This window comes from Sagittula salina (assembly GCF_017813235.1).
GTDB lineage: Bacteria > Pseudomonadota > Alphaproteobacteria > Rhodobacterales > Rhodobacteraceae > Sagittula > Sagittula salina.
On record NZ_JAGISH010000006.1, the window covers coordinates 175691 to 199101 of the forward strand.

Sequence of the window (23411 nt, forward strand, 5' to 3'; positions counted from 1 at the left end):
ATGCTCCGCGATGTTTGGTCAGTTGGGATATGGGGTCGTTCGCGGCTGCAGCAAGGCGCTGGCCTGCGCGGTCTTCCTTTGCGGCAGTGCGGTGCAGGCGGAAACGGTGCACCTGCTGGCACTGGGCGACAGCCTGACCCAGGGCTACGGGCTTATGGACGACGAAGGGTTCGTGCCGCAACTGCGCGAATGGCTGGCCGACCACGGCCATGACGCCCGCGTGGTGAACGGCGGCGTCTCCGGCGATACCACAGCGGGCGGGCTGTCGCGGGTGGAGTGGTCGCTGACCCCCGAGATTGGGGGGATGATCGTCACACTCGGCGGCAACGACCTGCTGCGCGGGATCGACCCGGCAGCCTCGCGCGCGAACCTCGACGGTATTCTGGAGGTGGCAGAGGCGCACGACCTCGAGGTCCTGCTGATCGGCATGACCGCTCCGGGCAACTACGGTGCCGCCTACAAAAAGTCCTTTGATGCCATGTATCCGGAGCTGGCCAAGCAATATGGGACGCTCTACCTCGACAGCTTCTTTGCCGGGTTGATGACGGATGGCGAGACACCCGCGGATGTGAAAAGCTTCATGCAGTCGGATGGGATTCATCCCAATGCAGAGGGCGTCCGCCGAATTGTGGATGCGGTCGGGCCGAAGGTCGAGGAACTGATCGCCCGCATCGAAGATTAAGGCCGTCAGCCCGCCACAGAAAGACGGGTGCCCTGTAAGGGGGGGCGCATTGCAAGGGCGATCAGGGTGAGCCCGAGGCCCGTCGCGACGGCGAGGTATACACCAAAGCTGGCCGGGAGCGACATATCAAGCGCCAGCCAGCCGCCAAGAGCGATAATCAGGCCGAGGATGCTGCTTGCCATAAGGGAGATGATTGCCATGCGGGAGCCTCGCTATCCGGGGAGTGCGGAGGAGCGCCAAGCATGGATCACCGGCAAACCCGCATCACTCCTGGAGGTTAACGCCACAATGTTTAATTGAGTGTTAATGCGGTAAGGTGAATTGAAGGCATTTTCATGGAGAGAGCATTATTGCCCGCGCAGAGCCCGCCAGGCCAAGCCGGGCAGACGCCGCGCCATGCCAGCCATGATCGCGGCATACTCGGTTTCTCCGGCAAGAAGCCGGAGGTACTCTGTCTTCAGGCTCCGGGAATTGCGGAAACTACGCAGGAAGGCGGGCCGCAGCGGGCGACGGAACATCAACTGGCGCAGAATGCGGGCCTGTCGCAGGCCGGAATGGATCGGATGCAGCGCGTCGGTGTAGACCTCTAGCGCGGAATCCGGGGCCCCTGCCGCCAACGCGCGTATCGCGGCCCGGGCGGCAAGTTCGCCGCTGCGGAGGGCATGAGCGATGCCTTCGCCGGTAATCGGATCGACAAGCCCCGCCGCATCCCCCGCCAGCAGTATCCGACCCCGCCCCGGCACCGCACGAAAGGCGCCGAAGGGCAGGAACTGACCCTTGACCGTCAAGTCTTCGGTCACGCCGAGGGCGGCGAGGTAGGCGTTCAGCGCCGCCTTCATGTCCGGGTTCCGGCGCAAGACCCCGCCAAGCCCGATGGTGGTTCCGTCAGCCTTCGGGAATTGCCAGCCGTAGCCCCATTCCGCCGCGCCAAAGTCGATTCGCAGCGGCGCGTCACCAGAGTCGCCGGGCCGTTCCACCTCAAGCGCGAAACCGATCCGGTCGCGATCATAAGCCGCTCCGAACAGACGTTTCGCGGTCGGGCTGTTCACCCCGTCGGCGGCCACCACCAGCGGCGCGGTCAGACGCAGGCCGGGCAGGTCAATGGCCGGAGCCTCGCAGTGGAGCGTCCCGCTCCGCCCGGTGAAATCCATTGCTCCGGCGGACAGCGCCCGCTCCACCAAGTCTGCGTCGAAGTCGCGGCGCATGAGCAGGTGGATCGGCGGGGCGTGTTCCCCGGTGTCGAGCCGCTCTCCGAACGCGTGGAATTCAAAGCTGTCGCGCTGTGTCATCGGCACATCCGGCAGCGGCGCGCCAAAGATCCGGGCATAGTGGCCAGTGGCGCGCCCGGTCAGCCCGCCACCGCAAAGCTTGTCTCGCGGAAATCGCTTTCGGTCGACAAGCGCTGTCCTGAGCCCGGCTTTTGCGGCGGTTGTCGCACAAGCGGCGCCAGCTGGGCCGGCGCCGATCACGATCAGGTCGAAATGTCGCGCCATGACGGCAGCGAGTGTCACAGGACGGTGACCTTTGCGCCGACCGGCACGCGCGGGTACAGATCCATCACGTGTTCGTTGATCATCCGGACGCAGCCGTTCGAAACGGAGCGGCCAATGGATTCGGGCGAGGTCGTCCCGTGAATCGCGTTATACGTGTATCGCCCATCGCGATAGAGGTACATCGCCCGTGCCCCCAGCGGGTTTTCCGGCCCGCCGGGCTGGACGTAGTCGTTGCCCTTGAAACGGCCGTAGTGCCCCGGGTCACGTTCGATCATGGCATCGGTCGGGCGCCAGGTCGGCCACTCCTTCTTCGATCCCACGTAGAACTCGCCGGTGATCGCCTGCCCCGCCTTGCCGAAGCCCACGCCATAGCGCATGGCCGATCCGGGCTGATCGACGAAATAGAGGAAATGCGCACGCGGCAGAATCAGGATCTGTCCCGGCACCATGTCCGCCTTCATGCCGACACGCTGCGGCTTGAAGATCGGATCGACCTCGAAGCCAAGCGCGGGAGTGGCCAGGGTCGCGGCAGAAGCGGCGATGAAGGTACGACGGGAAATCATTGGCGGTACTCTCCTCTGGGCGGACCTTGCTGATGTGACCCCAGGAGGGTCGAAAATCAATCCCGGCTTCGGGAAGAAAGGGATCACGATGGCGTCGTGGCAATGGCAACCGTGGCGAATGCGCCACAGTTGCTGTGGGCGGCAGGCTCAGTCCTTTGGCACCTCGGCATTGCGCCCGGCGAGAATGACGCTGATGAGGTAGGCCTTCTCCGGTTCCATGCCGGCCATGATCGCGGCGGCCGAATCGGGTTTCATCCGGGCAAGGAATCCGGAGGCAAAGTTCGGGTCCATCTGCTCGAAAAGCTGGGCGGCCTGTTTCGGCTTCATCCGGGCGTAAACGTCGGTAAGCTGGGTGATGTCCTGCTCCGCAGCGTCGCTGGCCATGGTCATGGTCTGGCGCAGGCTCGTCTCCGCTGCTTCCAGCGCCTTCAGCTTGCGGTCGATTTCCTGCTCCGCCAGCGACAGCGCCTGCATCCGGACATCCATGTCCTCCTCGCGCTTTTCTATACGGGCCTCGCGCGCCTTCAACGCTTCCATCAGGGGGAGGATGTCCGCGTCGGTGATGACCGGCGCCTCCATGGCCGCCAACTGAGTGCCCTGGTCCGGTCCGTGCGCGGCGGGGGCGGGATCGTGCGCAGCCGGGCTGTCCTTGGCAAAGGCCTGACTGGCGCCGATGCCGCCGACACGGACCAGCGCGGAGGCCACGAGCAGCGCACATATGGCGGCCAGAGCGCCCTTCTGACGCCTGCGCGTCTTCGCGGGTTTGCTGGCGGCCTTTGTACCGGTCGAAGCCTTCGCCGCCGTGTTGGCGGGCTTTTTCGTCTTCTTCAGCATGGCGACCCCTCAGTTGCGCGAGCGCAGGAATACAGGTTCGGCAGGCTCTGCCTTGGCTTGCGGCTGCGCGGCGGGTTTCGACGGCAGGTCATGCATGGAGGCGACCATCAGTTCCAGCCGCCGGGCGACATCCTCCGCCCGCTCCGTCAGTTCCTCCAGCGATTTGGTCGAAGATCCGGCGCTGTCCTGTGCGGCGGTCAGCGTGCGCGTGAGGTCGTCGACCTGCGCCGAGAGTACCGCCACCGCGCCGCCGACGCCGTTCTCCAGATCCGTGAACTTTGTCAGCCGCCGCGCCAGGATGAAGCAGTAGAACCCCGCCCCCAGCGCCCCGGCCACCAACAGGATGTCAGCAATCATTTCCATTTCGTTCCACCCTCAGTTCAATACGAATTCGAGGACCAGCAGGTCCCGCACCCGGTCCTCCCCGGCGACGAGCCGGACGCGGCGCAGCATCTGGCCACGCACCTTCACCAGCGCGCCGGGGGCCTCTATGTCGCGGGGTTCCAGCGCCCGCAGGTAGCTGTTCAGCACGTCCTGCACGCGGGGCAAGATGCCCTCCACCTCCGTCTGGTACTTCTGCGGCACCTCGAGGCTGGCACGGAACCGCAGATGTTGCGCCTGCCCGCCAGAGACGGAGACGACCACCTGCGGCACTTCGACAAAGGAAACGGCGGGCAGGGCAGGTGTGTCGACCTGTTCCTCCACCGGGTCGTGCGGCTCCCCGGTCGCAACCTCCGCCTGCGCGGCATCGCCGCCGCCAAGCATCCCGGACTGCACCGCGAAGAACCCGCCGCCGCCGCCCGCGATGGCCAGGACCACGCCGATGATCATCGGCAACTTCGAAGGCTTTTTCTCTTCGACCCCGTCGTCGTCGACCGTCGCATCCGACATGTAAAACCTCTTTTTCGCTCCGGGGTCGTTATAGGCCGAAAGGGGCTAACTGATTGTTAAGTCGAATGCGTCAAAACACTGGACAACCGAACAGAAGGTTTGGACGGAGGTCGGTTTTGAGCCAGATCATGAATAGTTGGGCGGCCCTCGGCGGGCGCCAGAGAATGGTGGTCATGGGGGCCACGGTGGCGATGGTGCTCGCGGTCTGGGGGCTTGCCCGGCTGGCCTCGGCACCGAATTTCGCGCTGCTCTATGCCGGTCTGGAAAACGACGCCGCGGGCGATGTGGTGACCGCGCTGGAACAGCGCGGGGTGGCCTACGATGTGCGCGGCGGTGCGATCTTCGTCCCCGAAGCGGAGCGCGACGCGCTCAGGCTGACGCTCGCGTCGGAAGGGCTGCCGGCCAACAGCGGTCAGGGCTACGAACTGCTCGATTCGCTGACCGGGTTCGGCACCACCAGCCAGATGTTCGACGCCGCCTATTGGCGCGCGAAGGAAGGAGAGCTGGCGCGAACCATCGTCTCCAACCCGCAGATCGCCGGGGCGCGCGTGCATATCGCCAACACCACCGCGAATCCCTTTCAGCGCGACGTGAAGCCCACCGCCTCGATCTCCGTCACGACCACGGGCGGCACGCTTTCGGTGCAGCAGGCCCGGGCGCTGAAATACCTCGTGGCCTCCGCCGTTCCGGGGATGGAGCCGGAGGATGTCGCGGTGATCGATGGCAAGGGCGGCCTGGTCGGCGCGGAATCGGAAACCGGGGCCGGCCCCACGGCCGACGACAAGGCCGTGCTGCTGCGCGACCGCGTACAACGCCTGATGGAGGCCCGCGTCGGCAACGGCAACGCCGTGGTCGAGGTCAGCGTCGATACGGTTACCGAATCGGAGATGATCCGCCAGCGCAGTTTTGACCCGGAGGGGCGGGTCGTGATCTCGACCGACACGCAGGAAAGCAGCGATCAGTCGCAGAATGAGGGCGGCGGCAATGTCACCGTGGCGTCGAACCTGCCCAGCGGCGACACCGGCGGCAACGGCTCCAGCAGCAATGCGCAATCCAACGACACGCGGGAGCGGGTGAATTACGAGGTGTCGGAAACCACCCGCGAGATCACCAAGGTACCCGGCGCGATCAAGCGGCTGACCGTGGCGGTGCTGGTGAACGGCAGTTATGTGGACGACGGCAGCGGCGGCCAGACCTTTGTTCCGATCCCGGACGACGAACTCACCGCGCTGCGGGAACTGGTGTCCTCCGCCGTGGGTTACGACGAGGCCCGCGGCGACCAGATCACCCTGCGCTCGCTGCCCTTCGAACGGCCCGAGGGTCTCGGCACCGGGCCGATCGAACCCGGTCTTCTGGTCGGCTCCATCGATACCATGCGGCTGATCCAGATGGCGGTTCTGGCGGTGGTGGCGCTGATCCTCGGTCTCTTCGTGGTGCGTCCCGTTCTGGCCGGGACGGAGGCTGCCAGCGCCGAGGGAGCCATGGGCGCGCTGCCTTCGCCCGACGATCCCGAGGCGGGTCCGGCCCTCGACGGCGAGATAGAGCCGCTGGGCGGCTTTGGCGACCTGCCGATGATGGGCGACGGACCGGACTTCAGTGGCATGGGCATGGTCGACTTCGACAACCCGCCCGACGAGGACCCAGTGGACCGCCTCCGTAACCTCATCCAGGAGCGCAAGACCGAGACGGTCGAGATCCTGCGCAGCTGGCTCGAAGAGGACAAGGAGCGCACCCCGTGACAAATCTGCAGGATCTGCTGGAGGACTTCGGGACGCACCTTCCCGCCAGGGGGGCCGCAGCGGCGGCACCGCCAGAGCCGTCGATCAGCGAATCGGAACTTGAAGGCCACAAGCTGGAATCCTTCGAGAAGGGCTATCGCGCGGGCTGGGATGACGCGGTGAAGGCGCAAACCGACGAGACCAGCCATATCACCAGCAGCTTCGGCCAGCATCTGCAGGACCTCTCCTTCACCTACGAGGAGGCCTACGGCCAGATGATGCAGGCGGTGACGCCGCTCCTGACGGAAATGGTGGAGGCGCTGCTGCCGGAACTGGCCCGCGCCACGCTTGGCCACCATATCGCCGAGCAGCTCCAGAAGCTTTCGGCCGAGATCGGCAAGACCCCGGTGGAGATCGCCGTCGCCCCCGACAAGATCCCCGCGGTGGAGGCGCTGCTGGACGGCGATTTCTCCTTCCCGCTGCAGGTAGTGCCCGACGATACGCTTGCCGACGGGCAGGCCGACCTCCGCTTTGGCAGCCAGGAACGCCAGATCGACCTTGGCGACCTGATCGCCTCCGTTACGGAGGCGGTGCAGGGCTTCGCCCACGACAACCAGAGGAAAATGACCAATGGATAATCCACAGGCCGGGCAGGGCGGCGCGACCCCCTTCACCTCCGTTCCGATCGAGATCACCGTCTCGGTCGGCAAGGCGCGCCCACTGGTGCGCGAACTGCTGCAACTGAACGAGGGATCCGTGCTGACGCTGGACAAGCAGCTGGACGACCCGGTGGAACTGTATGTCGGAGAGAAACTCATCGGTATCGGCGTGCTGGAGGTCGTCGAGGGCGACGGCCAAGGCCAGCTGGCGGTACGCCTGACCGAGGTGGTCGACCTGCAGACCCCGGCCTGACATGCGATCACGGGGGCTTTTCCTGACGCTGCTCTTCGGGGCGGTCGTCCTCGCGCTGCCCGCGCAGGCGCAGTCCATCGCCATCGACATGGGGGAGGGTGGCTCTGTCACCGCGACCTCCGTGCAGCTGATCGCGCTGATCACGCTGCTCAGTCTCGCGCCGGGCATCGCGATCATGGTCACCTGCTTCCCGTTCATGGTGACCGTGCTGGCCATCCTGCGGCAGGCCGTGGGCCTGCAGCAATCACCACCCAACATGCTGATCGTCAGCCTCGCGCTGTTCCTGACCTACTTCGTGATGGAGCCGGTCTTTACCGAAGCCTACGACCTGGGCGTCCAGCCGCTGGTGGCGGAGGAGATCGAGATCGAGGAGGCCTTTGGCCGCGCCATGGGGCCTTTCCGCACCTTCATGACCGGGCGCACAGATCCGGAAACCTTTGCCGCCATGGCCGACCTGCGCCCGGATGCGAAAGGCACGGCGCTGTCGGACGACGCGCCGCTGTCGGTCCTGGTCCCCAGCTTCATGCTGTCAGAGGTCGCGCACGCCTTTCAGGTGGGTTTCCTCGTGTTCCTTCCCTTCCTGATCATCGACCTCGTGGTGGCGGCGGTGCTGATGTCCATGGGCATGATGATGGTGCCTCCGGCCATCGTGTCGCTGCCGTTCAAGCTCGCCTTCTTCGTTGTGGCCGACGGCTGGAGCCTTCTGGCCGGGAGCCTCGTGCGCGGGTATTTCTAGGGGGCGCGCAGCCCCCTGACCGGCTCAGGTGTCCGGCGCGATCTCCACCGTCGTCACCTGCCGGTAGGGGCGCTCCGGCGCACAAAGCACCGGCGGAAAGGCGGGCGTGTTCACCGCGTTGGGAAAGCCCTGCGCCTCAAGGCAGAAGGCGGCAAACGGGCCGTGAGCCACGCCGGCAAACGGGCTGCCCTCTGTCGTCAGCATCATCGAGGTATAGACCTGCAAACCCGGTTGGTCGGTCCAGAGCCGGAGCCGCATCCCCGCCGCCCGCACTTCGGCCTGGGGTTCCGACGCGGGCCCCGAGAGCGCGTAGTTCAGGTCGTAACCCTCGCCCTCCGGGTCGGCATCGGCCACCGTCCGGGCCGAGCGGAAATCGTAGCGTGTGCCGGTCACCTCCAGCAATTCCCCGGTGGGGATCAGGTCCGGGCCGGTGGGCGTCACGTGATCGGCGGCGACGCGCACCACATGGTCGCGCACGTCGCCCTCGCCCGCGATGTTGAAATAGGTGTGCTGCGCCAGGGCCACCGGCGTTTCCCGGTCCGGGGTCGCGGTCATCTCCCACGTCAGGGCATGGCCCTCCAGGCGCATCCGCACCGCGACCTCCACCCGGCCCGGATAGCCCATATCGCCATCCTCGGAGGTCAGTTCCAGCAGGACCGACCGATCGCCCTCCGGCGTCATCCGCCAGTTCCGGGTGCCGAACCCCTCGGGCCCGCCGTGCAACTGGTGCGGACCGTCGTTCGGCACCAGCTCCCATGTCTCGTGCCCCATGGAGAACCGCGCGCCTCCGATCCGGTTCGCAACCCGTCCGACCACCGCGCCGAGGTAACCGGGGTTCGTCCGGTAGTCCTCCGGGTCCGAACGCCCGAGGACCACACGCCGTCCGGCAACGCGCCAGTCCTGCACCGCGCAGCCCATGGACAGAACCGTGATCGAGGTCTCACCGTCGCGCAGGATATGGCTCTGGATGGGGTCGGTCATGTCTTGCTCCCTGTGGTGTCGTTTTCTGACTACCAGCGCCGGGGCCGCGCGCCTAGGGTCCGCGCATGACAGACTCTCCCTTCGACAGCCGCTACGCCTGGGCGCGCCTGGCCCTGACCCTGCTGATCGCCGTGATGGGCAACGTCGGCATGTGGTCGATCATCGTCATCCTGCCGGAGGTGGCCGAGGAGTTCAACGTCGGGCGGGCCGATGCCTCCCTGCCCTACACGGTGACGATGGTGGGCTTTGCGCTGGGCAACCTGCTGATCGGACGGGCGGTTGACCGGTTCGGCGTACGGCTGGCAATGACCGGCGCGGGGCTTCTGATCGCGGCGGGCTATGCGCTGGCGGCGTTCGCGCCCTCCATCGCGACCCTGAGCGCGGTGCAACTGGTGATCGGCTTCGGCACGGCGGCGTGCTTTGGCCCGCTGATCGCCGATGTCTCGCTCTGGTTTCAGCGGTTCCGGGGCATCGCCGTGGCGGTGGCGGCCTCGGGCAACTACCTGTCGGGCGCGCTCTGGCCGCTGGTGCTCGGCGCGGTCGCCGGAGACGCGGGCTGGCGCTGGATCTACATGGCGCTGGCCGTTCTGACCCTGGTGATCCTGCTGCCTTTGGCGCAACTGCTGGGTCGCCGCGTGCCGATGGACGCGCTGGCGCGCGCCGAGGCGACGGCCAGCGCGCGCGCCCGTGCCACGGGGTTCTCCTCACGCCAACTGGTCTGGCTGCTGGGGCTCGCGGGGATCGGCTGCTGCGTCGCCATGTCGATGCCGCAAGTGCACATCGTGGCGCTCTGCGTCGACTATGGCTTTGGTCCGGTCGCGGGGGCGCAGATGCTGTCGCTCATGCTGATGGGCGGAGTCGTGTCGCGGCTTGTCTTTGGCCTGCTGTCGGATCGGTTGGGCGGAGTGCGAACCCTGCTTATCGGCTCCGTCCTGCAGGCGCTGGCGCTGTTCCTTTACCTGCCAGCCGGGGGGCTGGTATCGCTCTACCTCGTCAGCCTCATCTTCGGCCTGAGCCAGGGCGGTATCGTACCCGCCTATGCCGTCATCGTGCGCGAGTATCTGCCCGCGCGGGAGGCGGGCGGTCAGGTCGGCTTTGTCATGATGCTGACCATCGTAGGCATGGCACTGGGCGGCTGGCTGTCAGGGGTGATCTACGACCTGACGGGAAGCTACGAATGGGCCTTCGTCAACGGGATCGGCTGGAACGCGCTGAACATCGCCATCATGGCGTTGATCCTGTTGCGCGGTCGTCGGGCGGGACGGGACATGGTCCCGGCCTGAGTGCTGGCCTGAGTGCTGGCCTGAGTGCTGGCCTGAGTACTGGCCTGAGTGCTGGCCTGTGTGCCGGCCTGTGTCCCGGCCGGAGCCGTCAGCGCTCCAACGGGTGATCGTCCTCGTCGGCGTGCAGGTGGCGTTCGCCGCGCGCCTGGGCCAGCGCGATCTGCTTCTGCCGCTCGCGGAAGCGCCCCTTGTCCGCGTCCGTGGTTTCGTCCACGCAAAGGTGACAGGACACGCCGTGTTCGTACTCGGGGCGCGCACGCTCCTCTGGCAGGATCGGGCGACGGCACGCGTGACACAGAACATGCGGCCCCTCCTTCAGCCCGTGGCCCACGGACACCCGCCCGTCAAAGACGAAACATTCCCCCTGCCAGGTGCTGTCGTCCTGCGGCACCTCCTCCAGATACTTCAGAATGCCGCCCTTCAGGTGGTAGACCTCGTCGACCCCCTGCCCCAGCAGGTAGTTGGTGGACTTCTCGCAGCGGATGCCGCCGGTGCAAAACATGGCGATCCGCTTGTTGTGGAAGCGGTCCTTGTTCTTCTCCCACCATGCGGGGAACTCCCGGAAGCTGGCGGTTTCGGGGTCCTCCGCGCCATCGAAGGTGCCGATGGCGATCTCGTACGCGTTGCGGGTGTCGATCACCGCCACGTCCGGGCTGCGGATCAGGTCGTTCCACGCCGACGGTTCGACGTAGTGGCCGACGCGAGCCTTCGGATCCACGTCGGGCTGCCCCATGGTGACGATCTCCTTCTTCAGCCGGACCTTCATCCGGGCAAAGGGACGCTCGACGGCCGTCGACAGCTTCCAGTCGATGTTGGCACAGCCGGGCAGCGCGCGGATATGAGCCAGAACCGCATCGATCCCCTCGCGCGGGCCGGCGATGGTGCCGTTGATCCCCTCCGCCGCCAGCAGCAGCGTGCCGGTCACATGGTTGGCGCGGCACAGCGCCTGCAGCGGGGCCTGAAGCGCCTTGGGGTCCGCGAAGCGGGTGAAATGGTAGAGGGCGCAAACGGTAAACATCGTGGTTCGATTCCCCTGGAAATTGTCAACTGACAATTCTTATTGTGCTGCGATTGCAAGACCATACACGACGGCGGTGAACACCTGGGTGTTAACGGATTTCGCGTGCGGAAGCGACCCCGCCATGCCGTCGCGCACAGCCCCCAGCAACGAAGACCCGCCGACGTAGACGATGTTCTGCACGCTCTCAGGGCGGACACCGGCCTCTGCGAGGGTCGCCATGGCCTGCGCGGCGATGGCCTCCGCCGATCGGGCGAGGGTGGCGTTCATGGCCGCCTTCGGCAGGTCGATGCCCAGCCCCTTTTCGACCTCGCGCAGGTCGATGCGGCCGCTATCGGCGGCGTTGGCGGCGATCTTGCCCGCCTCGACGGCATAGGCGATGTCGTGACCAAGATGGCTTTGCAGCACCTCGGCCAGCCGCTCGAATGGCTCCGGGTCGGGGGCCAGCCGCACCCAGCGCTCGACCTCGCGCAGCTGCGCCGCGTCGTAGACGAAGGGAATCTTTTCCCAGCTTGCCAGATCGTGGAACAGCGCCTTGGGGGCGGCGTGCGTTCGCGATCCCAGCTCAGCGCCGATCTCCGCCCCGTAGCCAAAGAGTGGCATGGCGAAGTCGAGCGAAAGCGCCTTGTCGAAGTCGGTGCCACCGAGGCGCAGGCCGGTGGAGTGGATCACTTGCGTCTGCGCACCCGCGCGATCGCAAAGGCTAAAGTCGGAGGTGCCGCCGCCGATATCGACGATCAGCGACCGGCCCTGCACGTCGGCGGAGAGAGCGGCGGCCTCCGGTTCGGGGAGGAAGTCCACCGCCTTGAAACCGGCCATCAGGTAGGCCTCCGTCAGATCCTCCAGCGCCTGCCGGTCGCGTTCCTCGGAGGCGGAGTGGAACCGCACAGGCCGCCCCGACAGCGCCGTGTCGAAACTCATGCGGGTGTGCGCCTCCGCCCGTTCGCGGATCTCGGTGAGGAAGCGGGCGATGACCTCGATCAGGGTGATGCGTTCGTTCAGCAGGCGGCGGGGTTCGCGCGCCAGCGGCGTGCCGAGGATGGATTTCAGCGCCCGCATGAAGCGTCCTTCGGCACCGTCCCGCATCGCCCGCGCCGCCTGCGACCCGTAGACGTAGCGTTTGTCGGCAAAGTCGATGAAAACGGCGGTGGGCAGCGTCTGTTCGCCCGGTTCCAGCGGGATCACATAGGGCCGATTGCCCGCCATCACGCCGGCGGCGGTGTTCGAGGTGCCGAAATCCAGTCCGAGCCGTGCCATGGGAATCCCCTTCCTGCGAAGCGGGCGGCATAGCGGCAACGCCGCGCTATGGCAATCCACGCCCCTGCGGACTAGCTTTGGCGCAAATCCAAAGGAGACAGCCATGCAGGCGCTGATCGTGATCGACGTCCAGAACGATTTCTGCCCCGGAGGCGCATTGGCCGTGCCCGGCGGGGACGAGATCGTGCAGGGTATCAACGCGCTGATGGCCGAATTCGATGCCGTGGTGCTGACGCAGGACTGGCATCCGGCGGGGCATTCGTCCTTTGCTTCCACCCACGAGGGGCGGGCGCCCTTCGATGTGACGCAGATGCCCTACGGGCCTCAGGTGCTCTGGCCCGATCACTGTATCCAGGGCAGCCCCGGCGCACAGTTTCACATGGAGCTGGAAACCGACCGCGCCGACCTGATCCTTCGCAAGGGGTTCCGGCCGGAGGTCGACAGCTACTCGGCCTTTTTCGAGAACGACCACCAAACGCCGACCGGGCTGGAGGGCTACCTGGACACGCGCGGCATCGAGCGGTTGACCATGGTCGGTCTGGCCACGGATTTTTGCGTAAACTTCTCTGCGGTAGACGCGGCGCGGCTGGGCTTTGCCGTCACGGTACAGGAGGACCTGTGCCGCGCGATCGACCTCGACGGATCGCTGGCAACGGCAAAGGCGGGAATGACAGAGGCCGGCGTCCTGTTCCGATGACCTCCCCCTGACCAGCCCCGGTCCGGGTGCCTTCGGTTGGGAGCCTTCGGTTGGGGGCCTTCGGTCTGGGGGGCCTTCGGGATTTGTTCATCCTCGTGGCATAGCGTCACGCCAGAACAGGATGAGCACATCATGCAGCAGGCCCGCGAGGTCAGGACCGCCGTAGAAGCGCAGTTCGAGGAACAGTATGGCGCCGCGGCGCTGTTCCGGCGCTATGCCCGCGTGCGGATCCGGGATTTCATCCTGCGTCAGGTGATGACGGTACTTGGCACCATCGTGGTGTGGTACGTTGCATACCCCTCTGCGGCCATGTTCTGCCTCGTCATCACACTTGCCGGGGAAGCGCTGGACCTCGCCGTGCTGCGTTGGGCGCTCAGGCAGCTTGATCGGGGCACGGCGGTGCAGGCGTTGCTACACCCGACCGCCATCAGTGCGGGCCTCCAGTCCGTCACCATCGCGACCTGCGTCCTGACCATGCAATATGCCGCGCATTCCATTAATCAGGCGACGCTGCTGGCCATGTGCTACCTGATGGCCGCTTCGGTGAACGCAGGGTTCATCATGACGCACCACCCGCTTGTCGCATGGGCAAAGCTTTCGGTCCTGGCGGCCTGCGTGCCACTGCTGCTGCTGGGGGACATCATATCCCACGGCGGGATCGACGCGCATAATCTGATCCACCTGCTGGAACTGGCGATGCTGGGCTACCTCGTCTACGTCTTCATCGATTTCGCGCGGCGCATGTGGCGCAAGCGGCTGAAGAACGAGCGCGCCATGCTGGAAAAGACGGCGCAACAGGCCGTCCTGAATCGCAATCTTCTGGAGGCACAGAGCCAGGCGGAACAGGCGGCACAGGCAAAATCCGCCTTTCTCGCCACCATGAGCCACGAGATCCGCACGCCGCTCAACGCCATCATCGGGATGAGCGACCTACTGGGAGCAAAGGAGCTGGATGCCGAGGGGCGCGGCCATGTGGACACGATCCGCACGGCCTCCTGTTCCCTGCTCGGGATCATCAACGGCGTGCTGGATTTCTCGCGGCTGGACGCGGATCAGATGGCCTTTGACCCGCAGCCATTTTGCCCGGCGGACTGTATTTCCGGGGCGGCGCAGTTGCTGATGCCGCTGGCGCGGGAAAAGGGGCTGCTCCTCGTTCTGGCGGATGACGGATCGCTGCCGATGCGGGCCTCAGCAGATTCCGGGCGGCTTCGGCAGATTCTCGTCAACCTGATCGGGAACGCGATCAAGTTCAGCGTGGACGGAGAAGTCAAAGTCGCCTCGTGCGCGCAACAGACCGACGACGGCTGGCGGCTGCGGGTGCGGGTGACTGACGAGGGCATCGGCGTGCCGCCGGAACGGGCGGAGGCGATCTTTGAAGTGTTTCAGCAGGCGGATGCGGCGACTACCCGGCGTTTCGGCGGCACCGGGCTGGGGTTGCCGATCAGCCGCGCGCTGGCGCGCCAGATGGGCGGCGACATTCGCCTGCTGCCGCACGACCCGGACCGGCCTGGTGCCAGCTTCGAGGTGGAGATAGCCCTTGCCCGCGCTGCGGCGGAGGTCCCGGCCCGCGTGCGACCGGTGCCCGTACAGGGCGGAATTTCGCAGCCGCTGCGCGTGCTTCTGGCCGATGACAACGAAACCAACCGCCTGCTGATCCGGCAGTTTCTGCGCGACGAACCGGTAACGCTATATCAGGCGGCGGACGGGCGCGAGGCGGTCGACCTGGCGCGGCGACTGGAACCGGACGTGATCCTGATGGACATGGCCATGCCGGAGATCGACGGCCTGGAGGCCACCCGCCGTATCCGCGCGCTCGACATGCCGCAGCCCCGGATCGTGGCGCTGACGGCGAATGCCTTTGCCTCCGACCGGGCGGCATGCGACGCGGCGGGGATGGATGACTTCCTTACGAAACCGATCCGCAAATCGGTGCTGGTAAACGCGCTGGGCGAGGCCTGCCGGAGGGAGAAAGCGCTTTCAAACCGTGGCGATGATGCCGTATCACGGGCTGAACGCGCGGAGGGAGGCGACACTTGGACATCGCCACGAGAGTCTGGAACCACAAGTGGAAGATCGATCCGATCGTCCGGTCGCTGATCGATACGGATTTCTACAAGCTTCTGATGTGCCAGTCGGTTTTTCGCAATCGCCTGGACACGCAGGTGACTTTCAGCCTGATCAACCGCTCTTCGGACGTGCCTTTGGCCAAGTTGATCGACGAAGGCGAACTGCGCGAGCAGCTGGACCACATCCGGTCGCTGTCCCTGACCCGCGGCGAAAGCACGTGGCTGCGCGGCAATACCTTCTATGGCAAGCGGCAGATGTTCCGTCCCGACTTCATGGAGTGGTTCGAGGCCCTGCGCCTGCCTCCCTACCACCTCGAACGGGTGGGCGATCAGTACGAACTGACCTTCGAAGGCAACTGGCCGGAGGTCATGCTGTGGGAAATCCCCGCGCTGGCGGTGCTGATGGAACTGCGCGGCCGCGCGGTGCTGAACGGCATGGGGCGGTTCGAGTTGCAGGTCCTCTATGCCCGCGCGGCGACAAAACTGTGGGAAAAGGTTGAGAAGCTGCGCACCAACCCCGGTCTGCGTATCGCGGATTTCGGCACGCGGCGGCGGCATTCCTTCCTCTGGCAGGACTGGTGCGTGCAGGCGATGATCGAGGGGCTGGGCGACAGCTTTGTTGGGACGTCGAACTGCCTGATCGCAAAGAACCGCGATCTGGAGGCCATCGGCACCAACGCCCACGAACTGCCCATGGTCTACGCCGCGCTGGCCGAGGATGACGCCGCGCTGGCGCAGGCCCCCTACGACGTGCTGGCCGACTGGCACGAGGAACACGACGGCAACCTGCGCATCATCCTGCCAGATACCTATGGCACCGAAGGTTTCCTGAACCGCGCGCCGGACTGGCTGGCGGGCTGGACGGGCATCCGCATCGACTCCGGCGATCCGGCACAGGGCGCGGAAACGGCGATCCGCTGGTGGAAGGCGCGGGGCGAGGACCCGTCGAAGAAGCTGGTGATCTTCTCTGACGGGCTGGACGAGGACCGCATCCTCGATCTCTATGAACAGTTCGCGGGCCGGGTACGGGTGTCCTTTGGCTGGGGCACGCTGCTGACCAACGACTTCCGCGGGCTGGCGCCCGACGACGGGCTGGCGCCGTTCAGTCTGGTCTGCAAGGCGGTTTCGGCCAACGGGCGCCCCACGGTGAAGCTGTCGGACAACCCGAACAAGGCGATGGGTCCGAAGGACGAGATCGCGCGCTACAAGCGGGTCTTCGAGGTCGGCCGCCAGGTCGCTCAGGAGGTCGTGGTCTGATCCTCCAGCCGGGGCATCAGGCAGGCTGATCGCGGCGGAGCATCCCCCGAAGCAGGCGGCGCTGGGCAGGCAGCGTCCGCTCGAACACGGCGGCAAACCCGTAGCCCACGACACAGGCCAGCGCCAATTGCGCGACATCGCCGACCGGCCCGAGGCCTTTCAGATGCGGGCCCGCGAACTGCAGCACGGGATAATGCAGAAGGTATAGCGAGAAGCTGCCCCCCGCGAGCCAGCGAATGACGCGCCCCAGGGACGCGGTGTCCGTCTCCGTCCCGACGCCCCGCTCATTGCGCGACAGGGCCGCGACGCCGGTCAGGTGGATGTAGACCAGCACACCCAGCACGGCGTTCCATACGAATTCGTCCGAAAAGCCGAAGACGGCGGTGTTCCTGATCGGCAGCAGTGCCACCGTGAGTCCGCTCAGGAGGCCGGGAAGGTGCAAAGCCAGCCCCGCGACATAGATCACGGGCGGCAGCACCGCGTGGTACAGGCCGTTGGCGGGCAGATCGCCCCGGTCGATGCGGCGCCAGAGTGCCACGCCCATGATCCAGGCAGGCATCAGGAGCAGCGCGTTCGGCCCCACCACCAGGACGGCGACTGTCAGAAGCCCCACACGCCACAGGCCCCGTGTCCATGACCAGAGTGCGAAAAGCAGGTAGAAGGCGGCCTCGTAGGACAGCGACCACCATGGACCGTTGGTGCCGATCCGGATCGCATCGCCCCACTGGCTGGTCAGCGAGACTGCGCGCAGCAGATCCCGCGCGGACTGCAGGGGTTCGTAAAACCAGCCTTCATATTGCGCGGGCCAGAGCGCGGCCCCCCCGCGATCCAGGGCCAGCGTCAGCAGAAGCGCCGGGATCGCCACCGACCACAGCCGCGTCATTCGCTGGAAGGCAAAGCGCCCGGGGGCGCCATCCTTTTTATGCGCGGCAAAGGCAACCACCAGTCCGGAAAGCACGAAAAAGATCACCACCGCGTCGGAGCCGAGGTTGAGATCACGTATCCAGATGTACCGCCCGTCGGTGAAGCGCGGGTAGGCCCAATGCGACAGCAGCACGACGAATGCCGCTCCGAAACGCAGCGCGTCGAGGTAGAGGGACAGCGCCAGGGTCATTCGGCGGGGGTAATGTCGGGGGTAAGTTGGGGGGTAGGTTTGGGGGCCTCGGCGGGTGTTGCGTCACGCGGCTTGCGGCGCAGGGCGGCGGCGGCCTCCTTCAAGGGCAGACAGAGCGCGGCGGAGAGCGTCGGATGTGGCTGCTCGATCCGGTTGCCTTCGGCGTCGCCGACGCCGAAGGTCAGCGCTTCTTCCCTCTCGCAGATGTAGAGCGTGCCAAACATCCAGTCCCAGAGGGCAAGTACCTCGCCGTAGTTCTTGTTGTAGTGCTTCAGCGCGGAGGAATGGTGCACCTGATGCTGGGCCGGGGAGATGAACACATGCTCCAGCACCCGGCCGAAGCTCAGCCAGACATGGGTGTGGCGCAGGTTCGCCGTGACCGCGTTGAAGGCAAGGTAGAAGACGTTGACGCCCAGCAGCAGAGGCACGCTGATATGGGAGACAAAGAAGGACAAGAGCACGCCCTGCGTGACGCCGATCAGCACCCCCTTCAAGGCAGAGGACAGCAGGTCGTAGAACGGGTGCTTGCGGTAGACGGTGACGGGGGTCATGACCTCCGCGCTGTGGTGTACCGCATGAAAGGGCCAGAGGGCCGGGTTCTCGTGGTGGACACGGTGCACCCAGTAGACGGCGAAATCGCTGGCGACCAGAAGCAGCAGGCCGATTGCCCAGCCGGGCACCCTGTCGACTTCCGTGATCTGGCCCCCGAGCAGGCTGATGGTCAGTGCCGCCATGGCCGTGCCCACGGCAGCCAACTGAAATGCCCCCAGAAGCGCGAGAATGCGGCCCACGACAAACAACTGAATGTCCACGAGGTGAGATGCGTGCAGGTAGATCCGACGCGGGAAAAGCCAGCCGACAAAGCTTCCGCCCTCGCCCTTTCGCTGCCAGACCACCCAGGCCAGAATGATCATGCCCGGCAGGTAAAGCGGCCAGAGCCGCGAGCCCGCACCGCCGATGGCGGCCGTTACTGTAGCGATGAAATCCTGCATGCCCTGTCTCCCGACCGCGATCTGAGGCCCTTTGCGGACTTTCTGGACGGCAGGTTGAGGTGGCTTTGGGGCCTGTTTATGGCAACAAGGGCAAAAGCTCTTGGCAATCGGGGGCATATCGGCCTTTCGATCCGGATTTTCGTTGCTCAGGGCATGGCCCGAATGCAGCACCCGGCGGGGCGGTGGCGGTGCAGCGGTTTGTAGGTCTTTCCTTGGCGCGGAGGCCCGGGTAAGGCAGGTTCCGAAGGAGTTACCCATGGCACCCATCGAACCGCAGCCGGGGATCATGGACATCGCGCCCTATGTCGGCGGGAAGTCCAGGGTCGAAGGCGTCACCAACGTGGTGAAACTCAGCTCGAACGAGAACCCCTTTGGCCCCAGCGCGGCGGCGAAGGACGCGGTGGTGCGTGCCACGCATGAGATGCACCGCTACCCTTCGACCGATCACGCGGAGCTGCGCGCCGCCATCGCGGAGGTGCACGGGCTCGATGCGGAGAGGATCATCTGTGGCGTGGGGTCCGACGAGATCATCCACTTTCTCAATCAGGCCTATGCCGGGCCGGAAACAGAGGTGCTGTATACCGAACACGGTTTTGCCATGTACCGGATCAGCGCGCTGGCGGCGGGGGCAACCCCGGTCGAGGTGAGGGAACGCGACCGCGTGACCTGCATCGACACCCTGCTGGCGGGCTGCACCGAACGGACGCGGCTGATCTTTATCGCCAACCCGAACAATCCCACGGGCACGATGATCGGCATGGCCGAGATCGAGCGCCTGGCCGACGGGATGCCCGACAACTGCCTGCTGGTGCTGGACGGCGCCTACGCGGAATACGTCGAGGGCTACGACGGCGGTGCAAAGCTGGTGGAGCAGCGCGACAACGTGGTGATGACGCGCACGTTTTCAAAGCTTTACGGGCTGGGCGGGATGCGCGTCGGCTGGGGCTACGCGCCAAAACCGGTGATCGACGTGCTGAACCGCATCCGCGGGCCGTTCAACCTGTCGAATGTGGCGCTGGTCGCCGCAGAGGCCGCCATACGCGACACGGCTTATGTGGAGAAGTGCCGGGACGACAACACCCGCCTGCGCACGCTTCTGTCTGAATCTCTGGCGGAACATGGCGTGCCCTGCGACACCTCCATGGCGAACTTTGTGCTGGCGCGGTTCGCCGACCAGGCAGAGGCGGAGGGCTGCGACCTCTACCTGCAGAAACAGGGGCTGATCGTACGCCGTGTGGCGGGCTACAACCTGCCGAACTGTCTGCGGATCACCGTGGGGGACGAACCCTCGGTACGGCGCGTCGCCTATTGCATCGGTCAGTTCAAGGCAGGCGACCGGTGACAGCCGTCTGCGAGCCAGCCGTCTACGAAAAGGTCGCGCTGATCGGCCTCGGGCTGATTGCCGGGTCGATGGCCTGGGCAATGAAGCGCGACGGCACGGCGGGCGAGGTGCGCGGTTACGCGCGCTCCGCCGAGAGCCGCGAGATGACGCGCCGGCTGGGGTTTTGCGACGTGGTCTGCGACGACCTCGCCGAGGTGGTGCAGGACGCCGACCTGATCGTGCTGGCGACCCCGGTGGGCGTCATGGGCCGCGTGGCGGAAACCATCGCGCCGCACCTGAAACCGGGTGCCGTGGTGATCGACGTGGGCTCGGTCAAACGCACGGTGATCGAGGAGGTCGCGCCGCATATCCCCGAGGGCGTGCATTTCGTCCCCTGTCACCCCATGGCAGGGACGGAACATTCCGGTCCGGCCTCGGGCTTTGCCAGCCTGTTCGACAACCGCTGGTGCCTGATCGTGCCCGTCGAGGGCACCCCGGAGGCTGAGGTCGCCCGCCTGGAGAGCTACTGGCAGCGGCTGGGCGCCCGGACAGAGCGGATGGAGCCGGAGCATCACGACCTCGTCTGTGCGGTCGTGTCTCACGTGCCGCACCTGATCGCCTATACCATGGTGGGCGTCGCGGACGACCTGCGCCGGGTCAGCGATCAGGAGGTTATCAAGTTCTCAGCCGCCGGTTTCCGCGACTTCACCCGCATCGCGGCATCGGACCCGACCATGTGGCGCGACGTCTTTTTGACCAACAAGGAAGCCACCCTGGAGATCCTCGGGCGCTTTACCGAGGAACTCTTTGCCCTGCAGCGAGCCATTCGCACTGGCGACGGTGAGCAGCTTCACGCCTATTTCACCCGCACCCGCGCCATCCGTCGTGGCATCCTCCAGGCGGGTCAGGATACGGATAAACCGGACTTTGGCCGGACCCGGTAAGGGGCGACCCGAAGCGAGCGGCCTGCGGAGGATGGCGTGAGACGATTCCTGATATTCGGTGCGATGTTTCTTGCGGCCAGCTGCGGCGGCGCCCGCGACACAATGGACGCCAGCCTGAAGGCGGTGCGCGCACGCTTTGCCGGGCAGGGATCGGTCTGCGGCGACCCGGCGCTGATCGGGGAACGCATCGGTGCGGTCGAAGCCAACGGCATCTGCGGGATCGAGAACGCCGTGCTGCTGCGCGCCGTCGATGGAGTAGCGTTGTCCACCCCGGCGACGCTGAACTGCGGCACGGCCAAAGCGCTGAAGACCTGGGTCAACACCGCCGCCCGCCCCGCCGTGGGCAGACGCGGCGGGGGCGTGGGCGAGCTGAAGGTGGCCGCCTCCTACGCCTGCCGCACGCGCAACAGCCAGCGCGGCGCGAAGGTGTCGGAACATGGCAAGGGCAACGCCATCGATATCGCGGCCGTACGGCTGATGGACGGCACGGAACTGTCGGTGCTGCACCACTGGCACGACCGCAAGAACGGCCCAACCCTGAAACGGATGCACAAGGCCGCCTGTGGCACCTTCGGCACCACGCTGGGTCCGGGGTCGGACGGGTTCCACGAGGATCACGTCCACTACGACATCGCGCGCTATCGCGGCGGACCCTACTGCAAGTGAAGCCTCAGAACCCCGGCGTGCCCGCGTCCTGCGGGTTGCGCGCGAGGTGGCTGGCCTTGATCTGCTCGGACATGGCGCGCGATCCGTCATGGCTCCACCCCGGCGGGGCAAAACAATAGGCCAGACGCTGGCGCAGCGTCAGCCCCGGCTGGCGCACGTCGGCCCAGATCCCCTGCCATTCATGGAACGCCACCCGCAACGGGTTGAAGGTGCCAAGGTTGCGCACCAGCCCGTAGTCCGGTTTTTCGTTATCCTGCTCCGGCACGAAGGTGCCAAAGAGCTTGTCCCAGACGATGAACACCCCGGCATAGTTGGCATCAAGGTAGCGCGGATTGCGCCCGTGGTGCACACGGTGGTGCGACGGCGTGTTCATGACCGCCTCGAACCAGCGGGGCATACGTCCGATGGCTTCTGTATGGATCCAGAACTGGTAGATCAGGTTCAGCCCGCCGACAAACAACACCATGGCCGGGTGAAAACCGATCAGGATCAAGGGCGTACGCACCACCATCATGAAGGTGAACTGGTAGGTCCAGGTCTGCCTGAGCGCGGTCGTCAGGTTGTAATGCTGGCTGGAGTGGTGGTTGACATGGCTCGCCCAGACCCAGCGCACCCTGTGGCCAAACCGGTGCACCCAGTAATACCGCAGGTCGTCCAGCACGAAGCACAGAAGGATCACCGGGACCGACGTCCCGAGGTCGAGCGGCGTCAGCGCCCAGAGCACGCTGAAAAATCCCCAGGCGATGAAACCCAGCAGGATGCCGGAGACCACGTTCCCTGCTCCCATGATGAGCGATGTCACCGCATCGCGGGTTTCGTACCGGCCGCCGCGCCCCGAAAGACGGATCCAGAGGATTTCGGCAAGGATTGCGGCGATAAAGAAGGGCACCGCCAGTTGGACGACATCGGGAAAGGTGATCTCAGGAGTCATGTCGGGCTTTCGAGGCTTCTATGATGCGTGCCCAGGCCTGCGTCTCGTCCTGTGTCAGGATCAGTCGCAGGCGCGGAGCGGAGGGGTCTGGGAGCCGCAGGTCAAGCCCGTCGGCGGTGGGCTGCGCGCGGGAACCGTGCAGCAGGCGGGCGGTGCTGTCCGACCCCATCGGCCACACAAGGCCGGGGCCTTCGGACGTCATGACCAGCGCGGCGGCGCGTTTGGCTGTAAGCGTCACAGTGCCCGCAGGCAGGTCGGGGAACTCGCGTCCCCAGGCGGCGCGGGCGTCGTCTTCGGTGTCGAAGGTGCGGGCGCGCGACAGGCCGCTCGCGTGGATCAACCACGCGATACCCGCGATCCCGCAGGCCACCAGCACGATCAGGATCGGTAGCGGCATATTTCCTCCCTCCATCCGACTGTGCAAAGACGCAGGCCCCCTGTCAAAGGGGGCGCGGCGTCACGCGTCAGAGAGGTGCCTTCGGGCGACAGGTTGGCGATTGTGTTGGCGACAGGCATCGCGCGCGGCGATTCGGGCGCTGCGGGTCGGGCGCTGCGGGTCGGGCGCCGGAGGGACATTAAACTTCGATTTGGAAACTGTTTTCCTGATGTGGGGCAAGTGTTGACTAAATCCTGAACAATGCGGCGATTGTGGCTAAAAACCGTTGCCTGCCGCCGCGGTCTTGCCTCAATCTGAGCGCGTCGGTGGGGGCCGACGACAAGGACCGCCCAGATGCGCACGCTGTTGATCGCCCTCGGCCTGACACTTTCGGCAACTCTGGCACAGGCGGGCGCCGGCCCTCAGGCTGCGTGGACGGTGGACCAGTTGAATGCGCCGCCCAGGACGCCGTGCAGTGAATTCGGGCTGCCCGCGCCCCGCGTCGCCCCCGGCTCCCTGAAGAACCGGGCATACGGCCCCGACCGCCCCAGGACCGAGGGTCCGCATCACGCCGACAAGGACGGCACGACAAAGGACGGCGGAAAGCGGGACGACAAGGGCGACCAGCAAAAACAGCGCAGGAAACGCATTCTGCTGACGTGACACAACCCGCCGGGCA

26 protein-coding genes are annotated in these 23411 nt (G+C 66.0%); 13 read left to right on the forward strand and 13 right to left on the reverse strand.

The genetic code is table 11. From position 1 onward, the window contains the following. The first annotated feature begins 10 nt into the window (after nucleotides 1–10). On the forward strand, nucleotides 11–682 hold the full coding sequence (locus J5474_RS12135) for an arylesterase (protein WP_209361317.1): 672 nt from the start codon (nucleotides 11–13) through the stop codon (nucleotides 680–682). A gap of 5 nt (nucleotides 683–687) precedes the next feature. Here J5474_RS12135 and J5474_RS12140 read toward each other — a convergent pair whose 3' ends face one another. The 6 genes from J5474_RS12140 to J5474_RS12165 all read right to left on the reverse strand — a co-directional run bounded on the left by J5474_RS12140 (nucleotide 688) and on the right by J5474_RS12165 (nucleotide 4463). Then, complete coding sequence (locus J5474_RS12140; RefSeq protein ID WP_209361179.1) at nucleotides 688–882, reverse strand: hypothetical protein; 195 nt, start codon at nucleotides 880–882, stop codon at nucleotides 688–690. A 147-nt stretch (nucleotides 883–1029) separates the two neighbouring features. Continuing rightward, on the reverse strand, nucleotides 1030–2193 hold the full coding sequence (locus tag J5474_RS12145) for a geranylgeranyl reductase family protein (protein WP_342454032.1): 1164 nt from the start codon (nucleotides 2191–2193) through the stop codon (nucleotides 1030–1032). Next, nucleotides 2190–2738 (reverse strand): L,D-transpeptidase, encoded by a 549-nt coding sequence (locus tag J5474_RS12150; protein ID WP_209361180.1) that lies wholly within the window; start codon nucleotides 2736–2738, stop codon nucleotides 2190–2192. Before J5474_RS12150 ends, J5474_RS12145 begins: the two co-directional genes overlap by 4 nt. A gap of 147 nt (nucleotides 2739–2885) precedes the next feature. After that, on the reverse strand, nucleotides 2886–3572 hold the full coding sequence (locus J5474_RS12155; protein WP_245216414.1) for a MotE family protein: 687 nt from the start codon (nucleotides 3570–3572) through the stop codon (nucleotides 2886–2888). Nucleotides 3573–3581: 9 nt separating this feature from the next. Beyond that, nucleotides 3582–3935 carry a hypothetical protein gene (locus J5474_RS12160; protein WP_209361181.1) on the reverse strand — a complete coding sequence of 118 codons (354 nt, stop codon included), beginning with the start codon at nucleotides 3933–3935 and terminating at the stop codon, nucleotides 3582–3584. 12 nt (nucleotides 3936–3947) lie between these two features. Next, nucleotides 3948–4463 (reverse strand): flagellar basal body-associated FliL family protein, encoded by a 516-nt coding sequence (locus tag J5474_RS12165; RefSeq protein WP_209361182.1) that lies wholly within the window; start codon nucleotides 4461–4463, stop codon nucleotides 3948–3950. Between the two features lie 128 nt (nucleotides 4464–4591). Here J5474_RS12165 and fliF point away from each other — a divergent pair, with 128 nt between their 5' ends. Genes fliF through fliP form a run of 4 tightly spaced genes read left to right on the forward strand, consistent with a single transcriptional unit; the run spans nucleotide 4592 to nucleotide 7829 of the window. Then, nucleotides 4592–6202, forward strand: coding sequence for a flagellar basal-body MS-ring/collar protein FliF (fliF, locus tag J5474_RS12170; RefSeq protein WP_209361320.1), 1611 nt, complete (start codon nucleotides 4592–4594; stop codon nucleotides 6200–6202). Next, nucleotides 6199–6819: a FliH/SctL family protein gene (locus J5474_RS12175; RefSeq protein ID WP_209361183.1), complete on the forward strand. Its 621-nt coding sequence runs from the start codon at nucleotides 6199–6201 to the stop codon at nucleotides 6817–6819. Before fliF ends, J5474_RS12175 begins: the two co-directional genes overlap by 4 nt. Beyond that, nucleotides 6812–7093, forward strand: a complete 282-nt coding sequence (locus J5474_RS12180) for a FliM/FliN family flagellar motor switch protein (RefSeq protein ID WP_209361184.1) — start codon at nucleotides 6812–6814, stop codon at nucleotides 7091–7093. Before J5474_RS12175 ends, J5474_RS12180 begins: the two co-directional genes overlap by 8 nt. 1 nt (nucleotide 7094) lies before the next feature. Next, nucleotides 7095–7829, forward strand: coding sequence for a flagellar type III secretion system pore protein FliP (fliP, locus tag J5474_RS12185; protein WP_209361185.1), 735 nt, complete (start codon nucleotides 7095–7097; stop codon nucleotides 7827–7829). A 24-nt stretch (nucleotides 7830–7853) separates the two neighbouring features. Here the strand turns inward: fliP and J5474_RS12190 are convergent, their stop codons facing one another. Then, nucleotides 7854–8810 (reverse strand): aldose epimerase family protein, encoded by a 957-nt coding sequence (locus tag J5474_RS12190; protein ID WP_209361186.1) that lies wholly within the window; start codon nucleotides 8808–8810, stop codon nucleotides 7854–7856. A gap of 65 nt (nucleotides 8811–8875) precedes the next feature. On the opposite strand from J5474_RS12190, the gene J5474_RS12195 reads away from it, so the two are divergent. After that, nucleotides 8876–10093, forward strand: a complete 1218-nt coding sequence (locus tag J5474_RS12195; protein ID WP_209361187.1) for an MFS transporter — start codon at nucleotides 8876–8878, stop codon at nucleotides 10091–10093. 88 nt (nucleotides 10094–10181) lie between these two features. Here J5474_RS12195 and trhO read toward each other — a convergent pair whose 3' ends face one another. Further along, nucleotides 10182–11111, reverse strand: a complete 930-nt coding sequence (gene trhO, locus J5474_RS12200) for an oxygen-dependent tRNA uridine(34) hydroxylase TrhO (protein WP_209361188.1) — start codon at nucleotides 11109–11111, stop codon at nucleotides 10182–10184. A gap of 39 nt (nucleotides 11112–11150) precedes the next feature. Further along, nucleotides 11151–12368, reverse strand: a complete 1218-nt coding sequence (locus tag J5474_RS12205; protein ID WP_209361189.1) for an Hsp70 family protein — start codon at nucleotides 12366–12368, stop codon at nucleotides 11151–11153. Between the two features lie 103 nt (nucleotides 12369–12471). Between J5474_RS12205 and pncA the strand changes: the two genes are divergently transcribed. From pncA to pncB, 3 genes are all read left to right on the forward strand, one after another. Next, a complete protein-coding gene (gene pncA / locus J5474_RS12210; protein WP_209361190.1) occupies nucleotides 12472–13065 on the forward strand; it encodes a bifunctional nicotinamidase/pyrazinamidase in 594 nt (197 codons plus the stop codon). Nucleotides 13066–13197: 132 nt separating this feature from the next. Continuing rightward, on the forward strand, nucleotides 13198–15162 hold the full coding sequence (locus J5474_RS12215; RefSeq protein WP_209361191.1) for a hybrid sensor histidine kinase/response regulator: 1965 nt from the start codon (nucleotides 13198–13200) through the stop codon (nucleotides 15160–15162). After that, entirely contained in the window at nucleotides 15099–16388 is a 1290-nt protein-coding gene (pncB, locus tag J5474_RS12220; protein ID WP_209361192.1) for a nicotinate phosphoribosyltransferase, read from the forward strand. The genes J5474_RS12215 and pncB overlap by 64 nt, the downstream gene beginning before the upstream one ends. Before the next feature lie 16 nt (nucleotides 16389–16404). Here pncB and J5474_RS12225 read toward each other — a convergent pair whose 3' ends face one another. Next, complete coding sequence (locus tag J5474_RS12225; protein ID WP_209361193.1) at nucleotides 16405–17502, reverse strand: acyltransferase family protein; 1098 nt, start codon at nucleotides 17500–17502, stop codon at nucleotides 16405–16407. Next, on the reverse strand, nucleotides 17499–18494 hold the full coding sequence (locus J5474_RS12230; RefSeq protein WP_209361194.1) for a sterol desaturase family protein: 996 nt from the start codon (nucleotides 18492–18494) through the stop codon (nucleotides 17499–17501). Before J5474_RS12230 ends, J5474_RS12225 begins: the two co-directional genes overlap by 4 nt. Before the next feature lie 256 nt (nucleotides 18495–18750). Here J5474_RS12230 and hisC point away from each other — a divergent pair, with 256 nt between their 5' ends. From hisC to J5474_RS12245, 3 genes are all read left to right on the forward strand, one after another. Then, complete coding sequence (gene hisC / locus J5474_RS12235; RefSeq protein WP_209361195.1) at nucleotides 18751–19836, forward strand: histidinol-phosphate transaminase; 1086 nt, start codon at nucleotides 18751–18753, stop codon at nucleotides 19834–19836. 68 nt (nucleotides 19837–19904) lie between these two features. Continuing rightward, a complete protein-coding gene (locus tag J5474_RS12240; protein ID WP_245216435.1) occupies nucleotides 19905–20759 on the forward strand; it encodes a prephenate/arogenate dehydrogenase family protein in 855 nt (284 codons plus the stop codon). A 36-nt stretch (nucleotides 20760–20795) separates the two neighbouring features. Further along, nucleotides 20796–21425, forward strand: a complete 630-nt coding sequence (locus J5474_RS12245; protein ID WP_342454034.1) for an extensin-like domain-containing protein — start codon at nucleotides 20796–20798, stop codon at nucleotides 21423–21425. 4 nt (nucleotides 21426–21429) lie between these two features. Here J5474_RS12245 and J5474_RS12250 read toward each other — a convergent pair whose 3' ends face one another. Together J5474_RS12250 and J5474_RS12255 are read right to left on the reverse strand one after the other, a co-directional pair. Next, nucleotides 21430–22356 (reverse strand): sterol desaturase family protein, encoded by a 927-nt coding sequence (locus tag J5474_RS12250; RefSeq protein ID WP_209361197.1) that lies wholly within the window; start codon nucleotides 22354–22356, stop codon nucleotides 21430–21432. Continuing rightward, complete coding sequence (locus J5474_RS12255) at nucleotides 22346–22753, reverse strand: hypothetical protein (RefSeq protein WP_209361198.1); 408 nt, start codon at nucleotides 22751–22753, stop codon at nucleotides 22346–22348. The genes J5474_RS12250 and J5474_RS12255 overlap by 11 nt, the downstream gene beginning before the upstream one ends. Nucleotides 22754–23086: 333 nt before the next feature. Between J5474_RS12255 and J5474_RS12260 the strand changes: the two genes are divergently transcribed. Further along, the gene (locus J5474_RS12260) at nucleotides 23087–23395 is read left to right on the forward strand and encodes a hypothetical protein (protein WP_209361199.1); all 309 of its coding nucleotides are present in this window, start codon (nucleotides 23087–23089) and stop codon (nucleotides 23393–23395) included. Nucleotides 23396–23411 lie beyond the last annotated feature (16 nt).

Bases quoted from the DNA above. Each gene is read 5' to 3' on its own strand.
- J5474_RS12255 (WP_209361198.1), bottom strand. From the start codon at position 22,753: ATGCCGCTACCGATCCTGATCGTGCTGGTGGCCTGCGGGATCGCGGGT.
- J5474_RS12160 (WP_209361181.1), bottom strand. From the start codon at position 3,935: ATGGAAATGATTGCTGACATCCTGTTGGTGGCCGGGGCGCTGGGGGCG.
- pncA (WP_209361190.1), top strand. From the start codon at position 12,472: ATGCAGGCGCTGATCGTGATCGACGTCCAGAACGATTTCTGCCCCGGA.
- J5474_RS12180 (WP_209361184.1), top strand. From the start codon at position 6,812: ATGGATAATCCACAGGCCGGGCAGGGCGGCGCGACCCCCTTCACCTCC.
- trhO (WP_209361188.1), bottom strand. From the start codon at position 11,111: ATGTTTACCGTTTGCGCCCTCTACCATTTCACCCGCTTCGCGGACCCC.
- J5474_RS12135 (WP_209361317.1), top strand. From the start codon at position 11: ATGTTTGGTCAGTTGGGATATGGGGTCGTTCGCGGCTGCAGCAAGGCG.
- J5474_RS12205 (WP_209361189.1), bottom strand. From the start codon at position 12,368: ATGGCACGGCTCGGACTGGATTTCGGCACCTCGAACACCGCCGCCGGC.
- J5474_RS12240 (WP_245216435.1), top strand. From the start codon at position 19,905: ATGGCCTGGGCAATGAAGCGCGACGGCACGGCGGGCGAGGTGCGCGGT.
- J5474_RS12165 (WP_209361182.1), bottom strand. From the start codon at position 4,463: ATGTCGGATGCGACGGTCGACGACGACGGGGTCGAAGAGAAAAAGCCT.
- J5474_RS12155 (WP_245216414.1), bottom strand. From the start codon at position 3,572: ATGCTGAAGAAGACGAAAAAGCCCGCCAACACGGCGGCGAAGGCTTCG.
- J5474_RS12215 (WP_209361191.1), top strand. From the start codon at position 13,198: ATGCAGCAGGCCCGCGAGGTCAGGACCGCCGTAGAAGCGCAGTTCGAG.
- J5474_RS12140 (WP_209361179.1), bottom strand. From the start codon at position 882: ATGGCAATCATCTCCCTTATGGCAAGCAGCATCCTCGGCCTGATTATC.
- J5474_RS12230 (WP_209361194.1), bottom strand. From the start codon at position 18,494: ATGCAGGATTTCATCGCTACAGTAACGGCCGCCATCGGCGGTGCGGGC.
- J5474_RS12195 (WP_209361187.1), top strand. From the start codon at position 8,876: ATGACAGACTCTCCCTTCGACAGCCGCTACGCCTGGGCGCGCCTGGCC.
- J5474_RS12190 (WP_209361186.1), bottom strand. From the start codon at position 8,810: ATGACCGACCCCATCCAGAGCCATATCCTGCGCGACGGTGAGACCTCG.
- J5474_RS12260 (WP_209361199.1), top strand. From the start codon at position 23,087: ATGCGCACGCTGTTGATCGCCCTCGGCCTGACACTTTCGGCAACTCTG.
- fliP (WP_209361185.1), top strand. From the start codon at position 7,095: ATGCGATCACGGGGGCTTTTCCTGACGCTGCTCTTCGGGGCGGTCGTC.
- J5474_RS12225 (WP_209361193.1), bottom strand. From the start codon at position 17,502: ATGACCCTGGCGCTGTCCCTCTACCTCGACGCGCTGCGTTTCGGAGCG.
- fliF (WP_209361320.1), top strand. From the start codon at position 4,592: ATGAATAGTTGGGCGGCCCTCGGCGGGCGCCAGAGAATGGTGGTCATG.
- J5474_RS12250 (WP_209361197.1), bottom strand. From the start codon at position 22,356: ATGACTCCTGAGATCACCTTTCCCGATGTCGTCCAACTGGCGGTGCCC.
- J5474_RS12150 (WP_209361180.1), bottom strand. From the start codon at position 2,738: ATGATTTCCCGTCGTACCTTCATCGCCGCTTCTGCCGCGACCCTGGCC.
- hisC (WP_209361195.1), top strand. From the start codon at position 18,751: ATGGCACCCATCGAACCGCAGCCGGGGATCATGGACATCGCGCCCTAT.